22 protein-coding genes are annotated in these 17,600 nt (G+C 70.0%); 9 read left to right on the forward strand and 13 right to left on the reverse strand.

What is annotated here, in order from left to right:
• Positions 1-30: 30 nt before the first annotated feature.
• From ACFYQ6_RS06855 to rpmG, 3 genes are read right to left on the reverse strand one after another with little or no spacing between them, the layout of a single operon-like run.
• The gene (locus ACFYQ6_RS06855) at positions 31-1,185 is read right to left on the reverse strand and encodes a GTP-binding protein (RefSeq protein WP_361573095.1); all 1,155 of its coding nucleotides are present in this window, start codon (positions 1,183-1,185) and stop codon (positions 31-33) included.
• Positions 1,185-1,439, reverse strand: a complete 255-nt coding sequence (locus tag ACFYQ6_RS06860; protein WP_361573093.1) for a type B 50S ribosomal protein L31 — start codon at positions 1,437-1,439, stop codon at positions 1,185-1,187. The genes ACFYQ6_RS06855 and ACFYQ6_RS06860 overlap by 1 nt, the downstream gene beginning before the upstream one ends.
• A 43-nt stretch (positions 1,440-1,482) precedes the next feature.
• Complete coding sequence (gene rpmG / locus ACFYQ6_RS06865; RefSeq protein WP_388761197.1) at positions 1,483-1,647, reverse strand: 50S ribosomal protein L33; 165 nt, start codon at positions 1,645-1,647, stop codon at positions 1,483-1,485.
• Positions 1,648-1,715: 68 nt separating this feature from the next.
• On the opposite strand from rpmG, the gene rpmB reads away from it, so the two are divergent.
• Together rpmB and rpsN are read left to right on the forward strand one after the other, a co-directional pair.
• Positions 1,716-1,952 carry a 50S ribosomal protein L28 gene (gene rpmB, locus ACFYQ6_RS06870; protein ID WP_388761200.1) on the forward strand — a complete coding sequence of 79 codons (237 nt, stop codon included), beginning with the start codon at positions 1,716-1,718 and terminating at the stop codon, positions 1,950-1,952.
• Positions 1,952-2,257, forward strand: coding sequence for a 30S ribosomal protein S14 (gene rpsN, locus ACFYQ6_RS06875; RefSeq protein ID WP_361573090.1), 306 nt, complete (start codon positions 1,952-1,954; stop codon positions 2,255-2,257). The genes rpmB and rpsN overlap by 1 nt, the downstream gene beginning before the upstream one ends.
• A gap of 164 nt (positions 2,258-2,421) precedes the next feature.
• Here the strand turns inward: rpsN and aztD are convergent, their stop codons facing one another.
• Genes aztD through aztB form a run of 4 tightly spaced genes read right to left on the reverse strand, consistent with a single transcriptional unit; the run spans position 2,422 to position 6,713 of the window.
• Positions 2,422-3,615: a zinc metallochaperone AztD gene (aztD, locus tag ACFYQ6_RS06880; RefSeq protein ID WP_388761203.1), complete on the reverse strand. Its 1,194-nt coding sequence runs from the start codon at positions 3,613-3,615 to the stop codon at positions 2,422-2,424.
• A gap of 49 nt (positions 3,616-3,664) precedes the next feature.
• Entirely contained in the window at positions 3,665-4,618 is a 954-nt protein-coding gene (gene aztC / locus ACFYQ6_RS06885; protein WP_388761206.1) for a zinc ABC transporter substrate-binding protein AztC, read from the reverse strand.
• Positions 4,615-5,835 (reverse strand): hypothetical protein, encoded by a 1,221-nt coding sequence (locus ACFYQ6_RS06890; RefSeq protein ID WP_388761209.1) that lies wholly within the window; start codon positions 5,833-5,835, stop codon positions 4,615-4,617. Before ACFYQ6_RS06890 ends, aztC begins: the two co-directional genes overlap by 4 nt.
• Positions 5,832-6,713 carry a zinc ABC transporter permease AztB gene (gene aztB, locus ACFYQ6_RS06895; RefSeq protein ID WP_388761212.1) on the reverse strand — a complete coding sequence of 294 codons (882 nt, stop codon included), beginning with the start codon at positions 6,711-6,713 and terminating at the stop codon, positions 5,832-5,834. The genes ACFYQ6_RS06890 and aztB overlap by 4 nt, the downstream gene beginning before the upstream one ends.
• A gap of 65 nt (positions 6,714-6,778) precedes the next feature.
• Between aztB and aztA the strand changes: the two genes are divergently transcribed.
• Together aztA and ACFYQ6_RS06905 are read left to right on the forward strand one after the other, a co-directional pair.
• Positions 6,779-7,480, forward strand: a complete 702-nt coding sequence (aztA, locus tag ACFYQ6_RS06900) for a zinc ABC transporter ATP-binding protein AztA (RefSeq protein WP_388761215.1) — start codon at positions 6,779-6,781, stop codon at positions 7,478-7,480.
• A gap of 166 nt (positions 7,481-7,646) precedes the next feature.
• Positions 7,647-8,444, forward strand: coding sequence for a hypothetical protein (locus tag ACFYQ6_RS06905; RefSeq protein WP_388761218.1), 798 nt, complete (start codon positions 7,647-7,649; stop codon positions 8,442-8,444).
• Positions 8,445-8,565: 121 nt separating this feature from the next.
• Here ACFYQ6_RS06905 and ACFYQ6_RS06910 read toward each other — a convergent pair whose 3' ends face one another.
• On the reverse strand, positions 8,566-9,045 hold the full coding sequence (locus ACFYQ6_RS06910; protein WP_388762207.1) for a DUF6194 family protein: 480 nt from the start codon (positions 9,043-9,045) through the stop codon (positions 8,566-8,568).
• A gap of 47 nt (positions 9,046-9,092) precedes the next feature.
• Here ACFYQ6_RS06910 and ACFYQ6_RS06915 point away from each other — a divergent pair, with 47 nt between their 5' ends.
• The 3 genes from ACFYQ6_RS06915 to ACFYQ6_RS06925 all read left to right on the forward strand — a co-directional run bounded on the left by ACFYQ6_RS06915 (position 9,093) and on the right by ACFYQ6_RS06925 (position 11,716).
• Positions 9,093-9,851: a MerR family transcriptional regulator gene (locus ACFYQ6_RS06915; protein WP_388761221.1), complete on the forward strand. Its 759-nt coding sequence runs from the start codon at positions 9,093-9,095 to the stop codon at positions 9,849-9,851.
• A gap of 317 nt (positions 9,852-10,168) precedes the next feature.
• Entirely contained in the window at positions 10,169-10,564 is a 396-nt protein-coding gene (locus ACFYQ6_RS06920; RefSeq protein ID WP_388761224.1) for a DUF6281 family protein, read from the forward strand.
• 411 nt (positions 10,565-10,975) lie between these two features.
• A complete protein-coding gene (locus ACFYQ6_RS06925) occupies positions 10,976-11,716 on the forward strand; it encodes a DUF6193 family natural product biosynthesis protein (RefSeq protein ID WP_388761227.1) in 741 nt (246 codons plus the stop codon).
• Between the two features lie 234 nt (positions 11,717-11,950).
• On the opposite strand, the gene ACFYQ6_RS06930 is transcribed toward ACFYQ6_RS06925, so the two are convergent.
• Positions 11,951-12,622 (reverse strand): TetR/AcrR family transcriptional regulator, encoded by a 672-nt coding sequence (locus ACFYQ6_RS06930; RefSeq protein WP_388761230.1) that lies wholly within the window; start codon positions 12,620-12,622, stop codon positions 11,951-11,953.
• Positions 12,623-12,685: 63 nt separating this feature from the next.
• On the opposite strand from ACFYQ6_RS06930, the gene ACFYQ6_RS06935 reads away from it, so the two are divergent.
• Positions 12,686-13,312, forward strand: coding sequence for a class I SAM-dependent methyltransferase (locus ACFYQ6_RS06935; protein WP_388761233.1), 627 nt, complete (start codon positions 12,686-12,688; stop codon positions 13,310-13,312).
• 144 nt (positions 13,313-13,456) lie between these two features.
• On the opposite strand, the gene ACFYQ6_RS06940 is transcribed toward ACFYQ6_RS06935, so the two are convergent.
• From ACFYQ6_RS06940 to ACFYQ6_RS06950, 3 genes are all read right to left on the reverse strand, one after another.
• Entirely contained in the window at positions 13,457-13,792 is a 336-nt protein-coding gene (locus tag ACFYQ6_RS06940) for an SCO0607 family lipoprotein (RefSeq protein WP_388761236.1), read from the reverse strand.
• Between the two features lie 223 nt (positions 13,793-14,015).
• Positions 14,016-14,285 carry a GlsB/YeaQ/YmgE family stress response membrane protein gene (locus tag ACFYQ6_RS06945; protein WP_388761239.1) on the reverse strand — a complete coding sequence of 90 codons (270 nt, stop codon included), beginning with the start codon at positions 14,283-14,285 and terminating at the stop codon, positions 14,016-14,018.
• Positions 14,286-14,584: 299 nt separating this feature from the next.
• Positions 14,585-15,769 (reverse strand): serine hydrolase domain-containing protein, encoded by a 1,185-nt coding sequence (locus ACFYQ6_RS06950; RefSeq protein ID WP_388761241.1) that lies wholly within the window; start codon positions 15,767-15,769, stop codon positions 14,585-14,587.
• A 332-nt stretch (positions 15,770-16,101) separates the two neighbouring features.
• Between ACFYQ6_RS06950 and ACFYQ6_RS06955 the strand changes: the two genes are divergently transcribed.
• A complete protein-coding gene (locus tag ACFYQ6_RS06955; RefSeq protein ID WP_388761244.1) occupies positions 16,102-16,530 on the forward strand; it encodes a hypothetical protein in 429 nt (142 codons plus the stop codon).
• A gap of 184 nt (positions 16,531-16,714) precedes the next feature.
• On the opposite strand, the gene ACFYQ6_RS06960 is transcribed toward ACFYQ6_RS06955, so the two are convergent.
• Positions 16,715-17,533, reverse strand: coding sequence for a DUF427 domain-containing protein (locus ACFYQ6_RS06960; protein ID WP_388761246.1), 819 nt, complete (start codon positions 17,531-17,533; stop codon positions 16,715-16,717).
• Between the last annotated feature and the right edge of the window lie 67 nt (positions 17,534-17,600).

Genomic DNA, 17,600 nt, shown 5'->3' on the forward strand with positions numbered 1-17,600 from the left:
GCCTCACTGTGTGGGTGTGTGGTGGGTGGGTCAGTGCACCGGATCGAGGAGGGCGTCGAACGCCGCCGGCAGGCTCAACCACGCGGCGCGGCCGGCCCGGTACTCGTCGTCGGTCAGGAGGCAGGAGTCGAGCAGGGCGGTCAGGCCGTCCCGGTCGAGGCCGGGGGAGACGAAGACCAGATGCTGGCAGCAGTCGCCGTGCTCGGGGTGCCAGTCCAGTGCCGCGGCTGCCCTCCGCATCGGCGAGACCATGTCCCAGGCGGCGTCGGGCAAGGATGCGAGCCAGGGGCCGTTGTTCTCGACGCAGAGCGCACCGCCCGCGGCGTCCCAGGACAGCAGGGTGTCAGGACGGTCGGCGAGCCAGAACCTGCCCCGGCTGCGGGCGGCCGCGCACGTCAGATCCTCCAGCGCGTCGTACAGACGCTCCGGGTGGAACGGACGGCGCCTGCGCCATACGAGCGTGCTGACACCCGCCTCCTCGGCCTCTTGCGGCAGCAGGGCACAGGCCGGATGCTGGCCGGCGCCTGCCGCCTCCACGTCGAATCCCGCCAGAGCCAGTTCTGTCAGCTCCGGCGAACCGGACGCGGCATGCGGTGCCGTCGGGTGCAACTGGCGGAGCAGGGCTGTGTCCTCGTCGTCCGCCGTGCCGTCGTCCACCAGGGCGACGGCCGACGCGTACTCCAGCTGCCTGGCCCATGTGTCACCGACGGTCCGCCCGTCGGTCGGGGCCGCGGCCAGGCCGGCCTCGGCGAGGTCGTCGCCGTTGGCGAGGCAGGGCAGTACGAGCGCGGGGTCCACGGCGGTGATCACGCTCGTCACCTCGATCAAGCCCCGGCCGTCGGCTGCGATGACCTCGGCCATCGCCTTCGGCTCGACGGAGTCCCAGAGTTCGACGACGGCCATCCTGGTCGCCCCGTCGGCGGCCAGCCGCTCCAGCTCCGGCACCAGGTCCTCGCGCAGGGCGCAGCAGGCGCAGTCGTTCACCAGCGGGGTGTTGCCGCTGGACAGCACGCCGGAGGCGTCGCGTACCGTCCGGCGGACGGAGCCCTGCTCGGCCGTCGAGAGGTCATGGTGCAGGGCGACGCTGCGGGGCACATCCCTCAGCAGGCCCTCCACCACCTCGTGGCGCGCTTCGGAGTGCAGCCCGTTCACGATGACGACGGGAAGCCTGTGCTGGTTCTTCATCACCGGTCCTGGCCACGGCCGTAGCGCCGCTCGAAGCGTTCGACGCGTCCGGCGGTGTCCATGACGCGGGCGGTCCCCGTGTAGAAGGGATGACTCGCGGAGGAGATCTCCACATCGACGACCGGATAGACGTTGCCGTCCTCCCATCCGACGGTCCGGTCGCTGGTCAGGGTGGAACGGGTCAGGAAAGCGAAGTCCGCGGCCTTGTCGCGGAAGACGACGGGGCCGTAGGCGGGGTGGATTCCGGGCTGCATGGCGGTGTCCTGAGGTCGGTGGCCGGACGGGGGGTGGAGGGGGTCAGCGCTCTTCGCGGAAGTCGACGTGACGGCGGACGGGCGGGTCGAACTTCCGCAGGACCAGCCGGTCGGGGTCGTTACGGCGGTTCTTGCGGGTGACGTAGGTGTAGCCCGTCCCCGCGGTGGAGCGGAGCTTGACGATCGGGCGTAGTTCGTTGCGAGCCATGCCGCTACTATATGGCAATGGTTTCCATTTTCAATACGGATCCATGTCGATGAGAGGCAGGTAACTCCATGTCCGCCCACTGCCAACTGACCGGTGCTCAGCCGGGCTTCGGCAACAACATCTCCCATTCGCACCGGCGTACGTCGCGCCGGTTCGACCCGAACATCCAGCGCAAGCGCTACTGGCTGCCCAGCGAGGGACGGCATGTGCGCCTCGTGCTGAGCACCAAGGCGATCAAGACGATCGACGTCATCGGCATCGAGGCGGCGGTCGCCCGTATCCGTTCCCTAGGGGGGAAGGTCTGATGGCGAAGAAGAGCAAGATCGCCCGGAACGAGAAGCGCAAGGCCGTCGTCGAGCGGTACTCCGCGCGGCGTGCCGAGCTGAAGGGCCTCATTCGCCGGCCTGGCACCTCGGAGGCCGAACGGGCGGCCGCAGTAGCGGAGTTGCGCCGCCAACCGCGCGACGCCAGTGCGACGCGGGTGCGTAACCGTGACAGTGTGGACGGCCGTCCGCGCGGTCACCTGCGGAAGTTCGGACTGTCGCGCGTGCGGATGCGCGAACAGGCACACTCCGGATTTCTCCCGGGAGTGACCAAGTCCTCCTGGTGACGCTCCGGTGTCCGTGACGGGTGGTGGTACGGCCTGAGGGCGGACCACCACCCGTCAGCGTTTTCCCGGACCCCACGGCGAAGTGGCGGGCGGGGGCGCCCGCCACCACACGAGGAGCGCGCCCCCGCCCGGCGGGAACGCGCTCCTCGTGTGGTGGCGGAGGGTCAGTGCTGCTTGACGCCGCTCAGCTCGTTGGGGGCTTCGGGCAGCACCGTCGAGGCCAGCTGCTTGCCGGACTCGATGTCGATGGCCAGCAGCTTCTTGCTCGACGGGTCCGAGACGTATGCCGTGTGGTCGCGCACGAACATCGCCGGACGCGGTTGCTGCCAGTCCAGCGGCTCCTGCCACGGGCCGAGGGCGGAGATCTTCCTGGTCACCTTGCCCGTGTCGGGGTCGATGACGTGGACCTTGCCGTCGGTGCCCAGGACGAGCGCCTCACCGTGCGGTCCCCGTGCCAGCGAGCGGAAGGTGTAGCTCGTACCGATGTCGACGAGCCGCATCGTGCCCGTCCGGGTGTCGATGAGCGACACCTGCTGCGGGCGTTCCAGCTCGGCGTCCTTGTCCTTCTTGTAGTCACCGAGCACCACGGGCGACTCGTCGGACCCGGCCTGATTGCCTATCCGGCCGTACTCCGTGGGGCTCTTCACCTTCTTGACCGCGCCCTCCTTGTAGATCAGGACGCCGTCCTCGCAGCCGATGACGACCGCCTCACCCCGCGCGGTCGCCTCTCCGTGGACGCCGGGGCACTCCTCGCTGCGGGTGATCTCCTTGCGGTCCTTGTCCAGTACGGTGATGCCGACGCGCTTCTCCTCCGTGCCGAGGGTGGTCACCAGTGTGCCGTCGGCGAGCTGGATGGCGACACCGTGGTGCGGGGCGGCGGAGGTGTACGTCTCGGCCTTCGGTGCGGTGTCACCGAGGTCCTCGGGGGCGAAGACCGTGACGACGCCTGTGCCGTCGGCGAAGAGGACGGTCTTGCCCGCGTGGCGTACGACATGGCCCGGCTTGCTTCCCTCGAACTCGACACCGGTGAGCTTCCGGCCCGCCGCGTCCAGCACGCGGAAGCCGGTCGCGGTCGAGACCATCACATGCCGGTCGCTGCCGGCGGGATTGACCCGGTTGAACCCTTCCAGGTGTATGTCCTCGGCGAGCTTCAGCGTCTTGCCGTCCAGGATGTACAGGCCCCCGTCGTACGTCGTGACGATCGGGTCCGCGACCGGAGCCGCCGGTGCACCCGACGGCTTGTCCGCCGCCTTGGCGGCGGGCTCCCCGGCCTCGCCCCCGCAGGCGGTGAGCGCGACGGAAGCCGCGAGAAGGGCGCTGACGGCAGCTGCCGTCCTCGGGCGTACTGCATGCTTCATCGTGTTGTCTCCTTCTTGTTGCTGTCGTCCGTGACGGGCGACGACGTCGCTATGCGGTGTCCAAGCCGGTGGCTATGGACGTGGTGTTGGCGCGCATCATTTCCAGGTAGGTGGCGGCGCCCTTCCCCTTCGCGGTGAGGGACTCCGAGAACAGCGGTACGACGTCGACGTCGATCCCGCTCTCCCGCTTGAGCACCTGGGCCAGCCGGTCGGGTTGCGAGGAGTCCGCGAACACGGCCTTCACGCCTGCCGTTCCGATCGCGGTGGCAAGGGACTTGAGGTCCGAGGCGCTCGGTGAGGCGAGCGTGGTGCCACTCGGGATCACCGCGCCCACGATCCGGAAACGGAAGCGCTGCGCGAGATAGCCGAAGACGTGGTGGTTGGTCACCAACTGGCGCTGAGAGGGCGGGATCTCGTCGAACTGCTTCCGCATCCACGCGGTGAGTTCGGTGAGTTGTGCCGCGTAGGCGGAAGCGTTGCTCTCGACGGTGGGCCCGTCGGCGCCCCGTACGTGCGCGGTGACTTCGTCCGCGATGAGCCCGACAGCCTTGCGGACACGCTCGGGGTCGGTCCAGAAGTGCGGGTCGGGCTGGTCCGCGGACTCGCCCGCCGTGTAGGTGAGCGGGTCGACGCCCTCCCCGACGGCCAGGGTGGCGACACCGGCCTCCTCCGCGGCCGCCACGTGGCGCAGGATGTTCTCCTCCAGACCGAGGCCGTTGTGGACGATGAGATCGGCTTGCTCGATGGACGCCGCCTGCGGAGCCGATATGCCGAAGGAGTGCGGATCCGCGTCGGCCTGCATCAGTACGGTCACCTCGGCCTCGTCGCCGACGACGTTGCGGGTGATGTCACCGAGGATGTTCGTGGTGACGACCACGGAAGGCCGGTCCTTCTCGCTTTTCGCGCACCCGCTCACCCCCAGGAGCAGTACGCCGGCCAGGCAGGCGAGCAGGAGACGCCTGGGCGTCCGGCGCCTGTGGGCGTGTGTGGAATCGAGGTTCATCGGCCGGTCTCCACCATGTACGTCGGAGCGAAGTCGAGTGTGAAGGTGCGGGCGACCCGGAGCCGGTCGTTGTAGTCGATCTCGTGGACCTTCCGGGCAGCGGCGTCGTTGACGTACGCGCGAGTGGTGTCGACCTCGATGGCCACGGATCCAGGGCCCTCGGACTCGGCTCCCTGCGACAGGAGTTGCTTGCGAGCGACGCTCCTGCCGGTGGCTGTGTCGTAGGCCGTGAGCACGCCGTCCGTGCCGAGCGCGAGCAGGGGGGACCCCTCCCCGGCGGTGTTGGCGGACAGGACCGGGCCGGTCTCGACACGTGTCCAGGTGCGGTCGGTGACATCGAGGACCCAGACGGCGTCATCGCCGGACAGTGCCGCGAGTGTGGTGCTGCCCGCCCGGTGGTGGAAACCGGCGGCCCGCTCCGATGGCTTCACCGCTGTGCCGTAGGGAATCTTCTCGGCGTCGAACGTGCCCTTGTCCTCGCTGACCAGGAGAGCGCCGTCGGCACACCCGAACACCACGCCCCGGCGTGTGACTGCTGAACCGCGTACCTGGGCGCACGGCTCCTCGAACGAGGTGACCCGTGTGCCCTCCCGGTCGTGGACCGCGACGGTGTCCTTCCCCGCCTCCGTCCCGGTGACGAGCAGGTGTTCCCTGTAGGGCACGACGGGTCCGCTGCCCGCGCCGGTCAGAGCGCGGCCGGCGGGGACTGTGCCGGCCTCGAATGCCGCACGGTCGTACAGCTTCGTGCCGGCTGCGGAGGAGACGGCGGTGAGGGCCTGATCGCTGTGGATCCCGACCGCGCCCGTCCCCGCGACGGAGCCCACGTCGCGGATGGCGGCGCGGTAGTAGTGGACGTGGTCGCCGTGGTCCACCGTCCATGCACCGGAGTCGACCACGTGAGTGGCCCCGGCGGCACTCACGTACGCGAACCGGCTGTCGGTGCGCAGCCCTTGTACGTCTTCGGCGCCTTCCAGCGGGGTGACGTCCCCGGTGACCAGGTCCAGAGCCCCGACCGTGCCGGTGGCCGCGTCGGCGAGTACGAGGCGGGACTGCTGCTCGGAGGCTTCTTCGGCTCCCTCCACGTATCCGTGGGGTTTCGCCGCGGCCTTCGGTGGGGCTTTCGCATCGCTGCCGCTCTGGCAGCCGGCGAGGAGCCCGAAGCCGGTGAGAGCCGCGAGGGAGAGTGCTGTGGTGGTTCGGATCTTCCTGGGGGTCATGACGGACGTCCGTATTCCAGATGCTGGTGGTCGGTCGGGGAGGCTAGGGAAGAGGGACGCACCCACCGGGCGCGAAGACCGGAGGCGGCGGTCGAGATCAGGAACTGGACGACAGCGGTCGCCGCGATGCTCGCCCCGGCGGCCGTGTGCAGGTGCCAGGAGAGCAACAGGCCGATGAAGGTCGCACAGGCTCCGAGACAGGCGGCGCCGATCATGATCACCGGGATGCGCCGGGCCCACGGCAGCATGGCCGCGGGGGGAGCGATCAGCAGGCCGAAGACCAGCAGCGTCCCCACGACGTGGAACGACGCGACGATGGCCAGCGTGAGCAGGGCCAGCAGGGCCGCGTGTGCGAGACGCGGCCGAAGCCCGAGCGTGTGCGCCTTTCGCTCGTCGAACGCCAGGGCCACGAACGCCCGGTAGCCCAGTACGGAGATCACCAGCGCGATGGCCAGGGCGGCCCCCAGGTAGGCCAGATCGGCGCTGCGTACGGCGAGCACGTCACCGAAGAGGAAGCCGGTCAGGTCGACCGCGAACGACTGGGAACGCGACACGATGATCACGCCCAGCGACAGCATCCCCACGAAGAGCAGGCCGATGCTGGTGTCCTGCGACAGGCGCGGGGAGCGGCCCACGACGCTGACGCCGAGCGCCATGACGGCAGCGCTCGCGGCGGCTCCGAGGAGCAGATTGCCGCCCAGCAGCGAGGCGAGAGCGATGCCGGGGAGCATGCCGTGCGACATCGCGTCCCCGAAGAACGCCATACCGCGCAGGACGACCCACGTGCCGGCCAGGGCGCAGATCAGCGACACGAGTATGCCGCCCCACAGGGCCCGTTGGACAAAGGTCACCTCGAAGGGGCCCATCAACCATTCCATGGAGCGGGACACTACAATGAAAATGATTATCACTTCAATGTCTGTAGCGGGAAGAGGTTCACGAGATGCAGCGGCAGGTAAGGCTCGACGGCGTGTCCGCCGGTTATGCGAACCGCGCGGTGCTGAATCAACTCACCCTGGAGATACCGGCGTTCACCACAACCGCCGTGGTCGGGCCGAACGGGTCCGGCAAGTCCACGCTGCTCGGGGTGATCGCGGGTGTGATCCGGGCGACAACGGGCGAGGTGCGGCACCGGACCGCCAGGCGCCCGGCGTTCGTGACGCAGCGCAGCAGGGCGGCCGATGCGCTGCCGCTGACGGTGCGGGACGCCGTGGCCATGGGGAGGTGGGGAGACCGAGGGCTGTACCGACGGCTGTCACGCCGGGACCGGGAGGTGGTGGAGGCGAGCATGGACCGGCTCGGCATCGGCTCCCTCGGCCATCGACAGCTGGGGGAACTGTCGGGCGGTCAGCGTCAGCGCGCGCTCGTGGCCCAGGGACTGGCGCAGGAAGCGGATCTGCTTCTGCTGGACGAGCCGACCACCGGCCTTGACGCGACGGCGCAGCGGCTGATCGCGGATGTGCTGGCAGAGGTGACCGAGGAGGGGGTGACGGTCGTGCAGGCGACCCACGACCTCAAGGCGGCCGAGGGGGCGGGCCACCTACTGGTGCTCCAGGAAGGCCGGTTGTGGGGGGAGGGCCAACCGGGGGAGGTTCTGACCGGTGATGCGATCGAACGGATCTGGCAGCTGCCTCAGCGGGTGTGATGCCGGCCGGGGCGCTCCTCGCCGCGCCGGGGACGGCGTGGCGGCTGGGGTGCGGCGAGGCGGCGACGACAGGACAGGCGATGTCGTGTCCGCTGCCACCGTCGGCTACGTCCGGCTGTTGTCGGCGCACTGCGTTGTTGTCAGTGCGCTGCGTTTCAATGGCCCCATGGCGCACACCCCGTCGACGCTCAGTGACCTGCTGTCCGGACCAGCCGTCCCGCACGGGTATCTGCGTCTGCCCCCGGGCACCGACCCGCACACGCTCGTCAGGTCGCTGACCGGGCGGTTCGGTGCCCCGCGCACCCTTGTCCTGGACGGCTTCGCCGACCCCACCGTCGACGAGGAGTGCGGCGCGGCTCTTCTCGGCCTCCTCGAAGGCCGGGGGGTGACGATACGGGCCTGGGCGTACAGGGACCGGTGGATCGGCGCGGGAACGGCCAGGGACGCGGCGGGCGACACCCGGCCGGTGCTGGCGACCGTGCCGAGGCGGCAGCCGGACTCCCTCGCGGCGGCGCCCGGAGAGCGCGTGGACTGGGTCGAACGGCTCATCGGCATCACCGGCTGGTCCGCGCCCCCGCGACGGCCGGACGTCGACTGGGCGCGGACCGAGACGCGACTGGGGACACGCCTCCCTGGTGACTACAAGCGCATGGTGGAGACCTTCGGGGAGGGCGCCTTCGACGCGTATCTCTCGTTGAACCAGGAGCCGTGGACCGACCTCGCAGAGGACGGCCTGCTCGCATGGGCGGGCACGGAGCACAAGGACCGGTACTGCTGGCGGCCCGACGACGGCGATCCTGACGGCTGGCGAGTCACGGTCCAGACCTTCGACGGCGAGCTCGTCCACTTCGACTGCCGGGCCGCGGAGTTCGTCTGCCGTATCCTCGTCGACCGGCACCATCCGTTCACCATGGCCCGCTACTTCGACACCCACTGGTTCATGAGCTACCGGGAGGGTGAGTAGCGGAAGTGTGTCGGCGGGGACGGGCAGGCCCACACTGCCCGGCCGCCGCCTTCGCGTGATCGTGGCCGCGGCGCGATCCTTTGAGGCGAGTCGGTTCAGCCCTCCCGGGCCAGGGCGCGCATCAGCCGTTCTCCGGCGGCCTTCCCGGGTCCTGGCGTCGCGCGAACCGGGCGCGAGCGGCCTCGTGAGCGTCGCGCAGGAGTTGCACGACCGTGTCCGTCGTCCTCTCGCCGGGATCGACGACCGAGATCCATCCGAGCGCCCCGTACACGGGATGGGGCAGCACGCTGTCCACGGCGGCGTAGTCGCGGGGCCGGGTGAGGTCGCGTGGTTCCTCCCCCGTGAGCTCGACGAAGGCCGCACGCTCGGTGCGGATGTTCACCCGTCGGCGGCCTGGGGTGTCGAGGTCGGAAGCGGTGTCGTCCGGGTAGTTCCTGCTGACGATCGTTGCGTACGGCTGGACGTTCCGTGGCATGCGCCCGTCGGGAGCGTAGTAGATGAAGGCGTCCCCCCACGTGATCTCAGGAAACGCGCTTCCCGGTTCAGGAGTGAACACGAGTACGCCGTCGAGGGTGCGTGCGGTCGCGATGATCTGTTCCATACTCATGGTTCGAGTATCTGGTTCACGTGCTTATGTGGGGTTGGCTGATGGATGAACCGGTGAGCGGTCTCCGGCGGGTGCCGCTCCGCACCGTCGAAGTGGCCAGGGAGTCGGGGTACTCGGTACAGCAGGTTCGCGACCTGGAGCGACTGGGGGTCATCCCGCCGGCCGCACGGGCGAGCAACGGCTACCGTTCCTACACACCGCTGCACGTGCAGGCTCTTCGCGCCTACCGGGGGCTCGCGGGTGCCGCCGGGCCCGTGACGGCCCGGCAACTGCTCGCAGGACTGCGGACGGGGACGCTCGCGGACGCGGCGTCGGCGGTCGGCGCCGTGCACCTCCGGCTCGCGCGGGAACGAGAGGAAGCGCTCGACGCCCAACGGGCACTCCGTGCGATCCAGGCCGAGGTGGACGGACAGGACCACGAGCCGGTGAGCGACGCGATGACGATCACCCAGCTCGCGGAGGCGCTCGGCGTGCGTCCCTCCACCCTGCGGTTCTGGGAACAGGAAGGCCTCGTCAGCCCCGAGCGGGTGACGTCACTGCATGTGCGCCGCTACGGCCCCTCCGCGATCGGGGCGGCGCGCATCGTCGCGGCCCTGCGCGGGGCGGGGTACGGAATTCCGGCGGTGCGCGAGATCATGAGCTCCCTGCGCAGCCTCGACGGGCTGGAGAAGGCGGCGCTCGTCCTGCAACAGCGGCTCGATCAGATCGCCGCTCGGACCGTCACGCTGCTCAGGGCGGGCGCGGACCTGGCTGCCGTCGTCACGTCCGTACAGGAAGCAGGCCCCACGAGCGTCGGCTGAAGCCCACATTGCGTGGACCGTGAAGGCTGCCCGATCCCACCGTGTCCGTAGGGTCACGCCGCCGGTGAGGTCCGGTGACGACGAGATGCCGGCTCATCGCGCACCCGGCCGCACCGAGCACGATCGAGCCGCGTTCGCGGAGCTGCTCGACGAGCTCGCCGGCCTCGTCGAGTACGCACCATCACTCCGCTGTGACAATGCCCCCGGGGACCCGGAACCTGGCGGGCACCTCACACGTCCCATGCCCGACACTCCCGCCGGAGCGGTCGACGTGATCCGGTCCGGCGGAGAGGGGCATCTACTGGAGGGGGACGTTGATGAACTGGTCCGGACGATGTGCGGGCGTGCTGTCGGCGGTGGTTCTGGTGGTGACGGCAGCCGGGTGTAGCGCCGGCAACAGCGGCGGCGCGGAGGGGGAGGCGTCCTGTGCGGTGGAGTTCACCTACCAAGGGCGCACCTACAAGGACGTCGCGCATGCGGACTTCACGGTCACGGGAAAGCTTGGCACCGCCACCATGCCGCCGTGCGACGACACCGGTGGCGACGGGGAAACGGTCGAGGACGGAACCACGGAGACCGCCTACGGGGTCGAAGGCGTCGCCCCTGAAGTCGCGATCGCGGTGGGGAGCTCTCCGGACGACGTCGTGTTCGTCGTCTCCTACTCCGGCTCGACGCTCCCGCCGGAGGTGCAGAAACTGATCGACGCCTCATGACACAGCGGCTGCGCCTGGACGGCTCAGGCGCAGCCGCTCGACGAGGTGGCGTCGAGGGAGGGCGCCCGCGCGCGGACGCCCGCCGAGAGCATCGGCGGACCGAAGAAGCACGGACGGGCCGTACTGGCCCGGCAGCGGACGCCGTAGGCCGCGCCGACAGCCCCCGGCGGCCCAGGCGCGGATCGCCGCACTCGACACCGTCGCGGACTGACGTGTGATCCCGTCGAACCAGGACGAGGCCCCACCGCACATAGGGCGGGGCTCCACCGCACATAGGACGAGGCCCCACCGCACATGTGGCGGGGCCACGTCCGGGCCGGTGGGCGGGCGACGGGCGACGGGCCTGCCGCGCGGCCACACAGCGCGGTGGGACGCCACGCCGGGCGTCGGCCGACTGACAGAATCGGTCCCATGCCCGAACAGCTTTCCGGTGCGGCGCCGGGCGATGCGCTGCGCTCGTACGCGACGCTCTATCCGGACGTCGTGCGTGCGGGATCCCTGGGCAACGCCCTGCAAACCGTGGCGGACCGAGCCGGCTACGACCTCGCTGTCGAGCTGACGGCTTCCCCCGGCTGGCGGTACGTGGCGGCGAAGGTGACGGCCGGAGGCCGCTCCGCGAACGCCCTGATGGCGATGGACGTCCGCAGCTTCGCCATCGGCTGCTGGGCAGGCACGGTCCACATGGCCGACGGCAGCACGGACGACCTGTCCGAAGCCGCTGGGGCGCCGCACTCCTGGCTGCAGGTGCCACGGGTACGCGAACTCGTGACGCGGCGACCCTTCATGCGGACCTGGGCGTCGGCCGAGGCGCATGAACACGGTCAGGCCGTACCGGCGCGATGGCATCAGCTGCGCACATCCGTGGCGGGCGCACAAAACGCCGAGCTGCGCGTACTCGTGGAGGCGGCCTTCGACCAGCCCGCGCTGCGGGCCCTGTCGCCGGGCCGCAGCATGTACTGGCTCACCTTCAGCCGCCGGGCCGCGCCGCCCCTCTGCGGCGATCTGCCGGGTGTCATGCCGCTCGGGAACGGCCGCTACCGGGTGCGACACGCCGACGGGCGGCTGCTGGAGGCGGACGGAGCGACGGAGGCCGTCGCGGCGGTCCTGGCCGGTCTCCCGGCGGATGTCGCCGTGCCACCCGAGACGGCCTGACGGTGTCGAAGCGTCCGCCCTTGCGTCCGCCTCCACCGGGAAGCCGACCGGCATCACGGGCAGTGGCGGTTCCGTAGTCGGCGCGCCAGGCGGCGTCGCGCGCGGCCGATGACAGCCAGGTCTCGAGCGAGGCGTCGGAGGTGAGGTCCGTACGTAGGGCCGGACGAAGGGCCGGAGCGGCGACGACGTGGCGGCCGGACACCTCTGCTCGTCCCTGACCGGTGCGTTGTCTGATCAGGTGACCTGCTCGGGGTCGTTGCACAGTTGGGCGGTCAGGGACGCGCAGGCCCACTCCTCCCAGGCTTCGGGAGACCATCCCCGGTCGCGTACGAAGACCAGGTACAGCTCTGGGCTGAGCAGGCCGTACAGCAGGTCGGCGGCACGGGCGGTGTCGATGCCGGAGCGGGCGTCCGGCTTCGAGGTCAGCGCCTCCGCGGCGGCGTGCTGGACCGTGTAGCGAGGGTCCGGGCCCGCGGGCCACTGCGCTGCGATCTCCGGGTCCGTGGCCGAGGCGGCGGCGATCAGCGGCATGATCGGGGCGACCCGGCCGAGGATCTCGCGTACGCCTCGCACATGGGCGCGCAGCTGGCCGGCCGCGGTGGGCTCGGCGCACGCGGTACGGAACCAGTCCCGCTGCATCGTGGCGACCGGTTCGGTGTCGCCCGCGATGGACGTGTCGACGACGTCCTTGAACAGCGCGCGCTTGTTGCCGAACACGAAGTACACGGTCTGGACGGCCACGCCCGCGCGGTCCGCCACCTCCTGGAGGCTCGTCGCCCCGTACCCCTGAGCGACGAACAGGTCCCGCGCCGCCGCCACGATCTTGTCGCGCGTGCGCCGCGAGCGCTCGGCCCGTTTGTCGGGGCGCTTGGTGTTCTGTCTGCCGGATCCCTTGACCGCGTCCATGCCGCCAGAGTATCTCTGGAGTTGAACACTAGAGTCCAACTCTAGATACCTGGAGGGGTAGCGATGAGCGAGACCCGGACATCCGTGCAGCTCGACCAGGAGGCGGCGGTACGCCGTGAACTGGAGGACTTCTACCGCGAAGGCAAGCCGCCGTGGGACTGCGGCATCACGCCGCCCGAACTCGTCGAGCTGATCGAGGGGCCCTACCCACTGACCCCCGGCCATGCCCTCGAACTCGGCTGCGGCACCGGGACCAACGCCGTGTACCTGGCCCTGCACGGCTGGCGCGTCGCAGCCGTGGACCTGGTCGAGCGCGCGGTGCTGCAGGCTCGGGAGAAGTCCGCCGCGGCGGGCGTGGACGTCACGGTGCTGTCCGGGGACGCCACCCGGCTCGACGAGATCGGCCTGCCCGGCCCGTACGATCTTTTCTTCGACCTGAGCTGCTTCTGCGGCATTCCGCCCCACCGCCGCGACGCCTACGCCGCAGGCCTCACCGAGCGTTCCGCCCCCGGCGCGCGGTTGCTGATGTTCGGCTACGGGCCCGAGGCGTGGGACGACCCGATCTCCGGTGTCACGGCCGACGAACTTCGCGAGCGGTTCACCGGGTGGCGGCTGACCGACGAGACCCCGGGCACGAACCCGGTACCCACCGCCTGGTTCACCTTGCAGCGCACCGCCGCCGCGGAGTAGGAGGCGAGGCGGCCCTTCGCGGTGGTGCGGGTGGAGGGCCGGGCGGAGGGCGGGGGTGGGGCGGTGAGGGCGCGGGGGCACCCTCACCGCCCCGCCCCCGGAGGCACGGGATGACTCCGCGCGGGCACATGGGCCCTGGGCTGCTCAGCCGGCGTCGGGCGCATCGATGATCTTGCCGTCCTCGTCGAGCGTGTGGGTGTCCCAGTACACGTCCCACTTGTCGTCGACATGCTGCGGCACCTTGCCCTCCGGGTAGCGCGCGAAGCCTGCCGGAGGCTCCTCGTCGTCGGGCACGCACGCGGAGCCGGTGCCGCCGACGGACAGGACGGGGTACTCGCCGCCGCCGCAGATGGCCTCCCGGTACTCAACTCCCGCACACCCGGTGAGTGTCACGACCGCCGCCGCGCCCACAAGGGCGGCGAGGAGGCGCATTCTCGTGGGACGGACGGAGGCGGCGGGCCGGTTCGTTCTGCGGGACATGTGTGTGGTTCCTCTCCAGCGGTCTGGTCTGCCACCACCCTCGCCGCCGGAGGGGTGCCGCGCACTGAGTGCGCGTACTCACCAGTCCATGCGCGGATACCCAATGTGAGTGAATCCGAGGGAATCGAGGGGGGCAGGGCCCGCTGCGACGGAGCGGTGCCCCTGGTGCACGAAACGGCTCCGCCCAGGAAGGGCGGAGCCGTTTCGGGGGACGGGTGTCAGGTCAGGCGTGGCGGCGGTTGCCCGTGATGACGCGGTACAGCGCCAGCAGGATGAGCGACCCGACGATGGCGGCGATCCAGGTGGAGAGCTCGAAGAAGCCGTCGATGGAGTCGACGCCGAAGATGACCTTGCCGAGCCAGCCTCCGAGCAGACCGCCGGCGATGCCGATGAGCATCGTGATGATGATGCCGCCCGGGTCCTTGCCCGGCATGAGCGCCTTGGCGATGAGGCCCGCGAGCAACCCGATGATGATCCAAGCAATGATGCCCATAATGCCTCTCCTACCTGGTGGTGTAAGGACGGTGTCAAAGACCGTCTTTACCGTCCCGGTGCTTTCAAACACTGATCGAACAGTCGGGTTGCCGCGGTGGGTGGGAGAGAGGTGGATGTTGACCGGACTACCGCCGACACGCCGACGCATCTGACAGGGGCAGTGTGGACGGCGAAGACGGGCCGTCGCGGGGGTGAGCCGAAAACGGGCCATGAGAGGCAACGGAGTGCGCAGCTCAGGTCTGCGGCACCGGCGGAGCGCCGCGCTGAGCTAACCGCCCACAGCGACGACACCTCCGCTCACCGGGTGCTGGAGCCCCCGGCACACAGTGATCGTTCGATCAGCGCGCTGGCCGCGTTCTCCTGCTGCAATATGTGCTCCTTGGTGTCGCCGCGGGCTTCGGACATGGAGACCACAGCGCTTCGACGCCCGTCATCCGTGACGCCGTTGAGGGTGATGTAGCCGCCGTCCCCGCCCTCATGGCTCCAGTAGATTCCCCCGCATCCCAGAGGGCGTTCGACCAGCCCGAGCCCGTACCGGCCGTCCGGCCACAGCTCCTGGACCGCCGCACTCACGGCGACGGTCTGCTTCATCTTGGCCAGCTGCCGTGCCGGCAGCAGGCGGCCGTCGAGCAGCGCGCGGAAGAAGCGGTTCTCATCCCGAGTGGTCGTGACCCACGAAAGGTTCGCGTGGTCCACCGGTATCTGGTCGGTGACGTCCACCCGGGAACCGGGGCCGAAAAGCTGGTAAGCCTGGGCGTGCGGCCGGGGCAGAGTGGGTGAGGCGCCCATCCACCGGGTCTGGTTGAGGCCCAGCGGGCGCAGGATGCGGTTTTTGATCTCTTGGTGAGCGGGGTGACCGGTGGCCTTCTGGATGATCATGTCGAGCAGGACGTAGCCGGTGTTGGAGTACGCCCAGCCCTTGCCGGCCGCGAAGTCCTCAGGCTGATGAGCCATGGCGAGGTCGACCAGCTGATCAGGTTCGTAGATGATGTGGCGCTGCTGGTAGTACTCCTCAGGGGTGGTGTATCCGGGCAGAGCGTCCCGGATACCGCTGGTGTGCTGGAGCAGGTGGCGGATGGTGATTTGGCTGCCGTCGTTGCCGTTGCCCCGCACCACTCCGGGCAGCCAGTGGTCGACCGTGTCGGCCAGGGACAGTCTGCCCTCGGCCTCCAGCTGGAGGACCACGGTGGCGACCAGCGTCTTGGACGTGCTGGCCATGCGGAAGTAGCCGCTGGAAGAGACCGGGCGGCCGGTGTTCAGGTCGGCGGTACCGCTGGTGGCGACCGACTGCCGGCCGTCAGGCGCGATCACGCGGGCCTGCACACCGCTCACACCGAGGGCGTGGATCGCCTCGGTGTCCCGGCGTAACTGCTCCACAGGGGAGGGACCGGCGGGCTGAGCGATGGCCGGGACCACCTCGGCGGTGAGCAGCGCAGCGACACCGAGTGCTATGACGAGGTGCTTTCGCAGAGTCGAAGTCATGGCTGGACGCTAGTTTCGCCCCCAGCGGGGCGCGATCCGGTGGGCCCCACGACCGGAACGGGGGATACCCCCAGGCCGTCGCCAGTCCGGTGTCGACCTGCCGAGCGCGGTGTGCCGGTTCTCGAATACAAGACCACCGAGCGGTCCGCCGTCGGACGGGGCCGCTCTCTTGTCGAAGGGGCCTCTACCTCGCTCGTTTCCCTGATCCGGAAAAGGGCGCCGACGGTGATGGACGGCTTCGTATAAGGGCTGAGGGCTGCCCGAGCGGAGAGGAAGCGCTGAGTTCTCTCCGACGCAACTGCACGCCAGGGCTCGCTGGCTATCGTGATCCTGTGGAATCCGACGTTGCAACGTTCCCCCCTCGCCCCGTCAAAGGTGTGCGAGCCGTCTTCGCGCGGCAGGCCAGCTGTCCGTCCGACTTCGCGGAGGTCACGATGGACTTCGAACCGTGGGAGGCAGGCGTCGTCTTCGAGGTGGCCGTTGATCTGGTCGTCGAAGGCGACGAGGATCCGGAGTGGCAGGCCGACTGCCGGGCCGCAGTCGAAAGAGGGGTGCGCGACGAACTCGCACAACCAGAGGTCGAGTTGCTCCCAGCAGTAGCGGTGGTTCTGCGGCACATGCGCTTCCATCCGGTCGACTCCCACCCGCGGGCGTTCCTGCAAGCCGGCCGCGTCGCCGTCCGCAACGCGCTCGCAGCGGCCCGCCGACGTGAGTCTGCAACTGAGCTTGGAACAACCAGCGGTGGGGGCGGCCCCTGCTGAGCACGTCGTCCGGCGCCGCTGGGTCGCTGGATCGCTCGAGGCGCTCTTCCGGAGCGATAGTGCCGCCGGTGTCGGTCGAACTCGTCCTCGTCCTGTACACAGGCCTCGCCGCCATGAGACCGCACGACATCGAGACCGAGATCGATAATCGCGCCCCGAGATGCCCGCCGCGTGATCGTGTGCGCTATCGCGACGGTCGGCTGAAGAACGTGATGGGCCGTTCCCGCCGTACTCCGTCCACGAGGACGTCGACGGACTCGTCGTAGAAGGCCACCCGGTCCTTGATGATTCCTACGGAGGGCAACGGGTCGGGGTAGCTCCAGGCGATGTCGTGCCGCACGTCGGCGTCGCCCGCCCAGGACCAGTACTCGCTCGCCACGCCCTTGTACGGACACCGGGTGCGCCCGTCGGTGCGGGTGAAGAGGTCGAGGCGGACATCCTCCCGGGGGAGGTAGAAGCGCGCCGGCAGACCTGTCTCGAACAGCAGGATCGGCGCGTGCGTGTCCGCGACGACGGTGCCCTCGATCTCGACCTGGACGTGTCGGCTGCTGGGCAGGGCGTCCACCCGTTTGTGGGGGTCGCGCGGGTGCACGAAGATCTCCTCGTCCTCTTCGTACCAGTGGTCCAGCACCTCGCGCCCGAACCATTCGAAGCTGATGTGCCCGGCCAGATCCACCCCCGGGTAGGTCCAGGCGGCTGCGGGGACGGTCCTGTCGGGGAGCACCAGGTCGTAGAAGACCGTCGCGCCGGCGTGGCGCCGCCGCGCGGCGGGCCGCTCCGTCCGCCGCAGCAGGTCCGTCCGGACGTCCCCGGCTGGAAAGGCGTAGAGGGGGACGGGGCGACCGGGCTCCCACACGAGGACCGGTTCACGGCTGTCCACTACCGTGACCTGCCCCGCCGTCGCGCGCACCCAGCGCTCACTCGGTTCCCAGAACACGCTGTCCGGCTCATCGCGGCGGCGGACGACGGGCACGGCTTCCGGGGCGGGCCTCGGTGCGGTCATGGGTCTCTCCTCCTCGTTCCGGTTCCCGCCCCCGGCTGCCCGGTCGGACCTGGAGTCGCGTACCACG

Origin of the sequence: Streptomyces sp. NPDC005494 (genome assembly GCF_042872025.1) — a bacterium.
Lineage (GTDB): Bacteria > Actinomycetota > Actinomycetes > Streptomycetales > Streptomycetaceae > Streptomyces.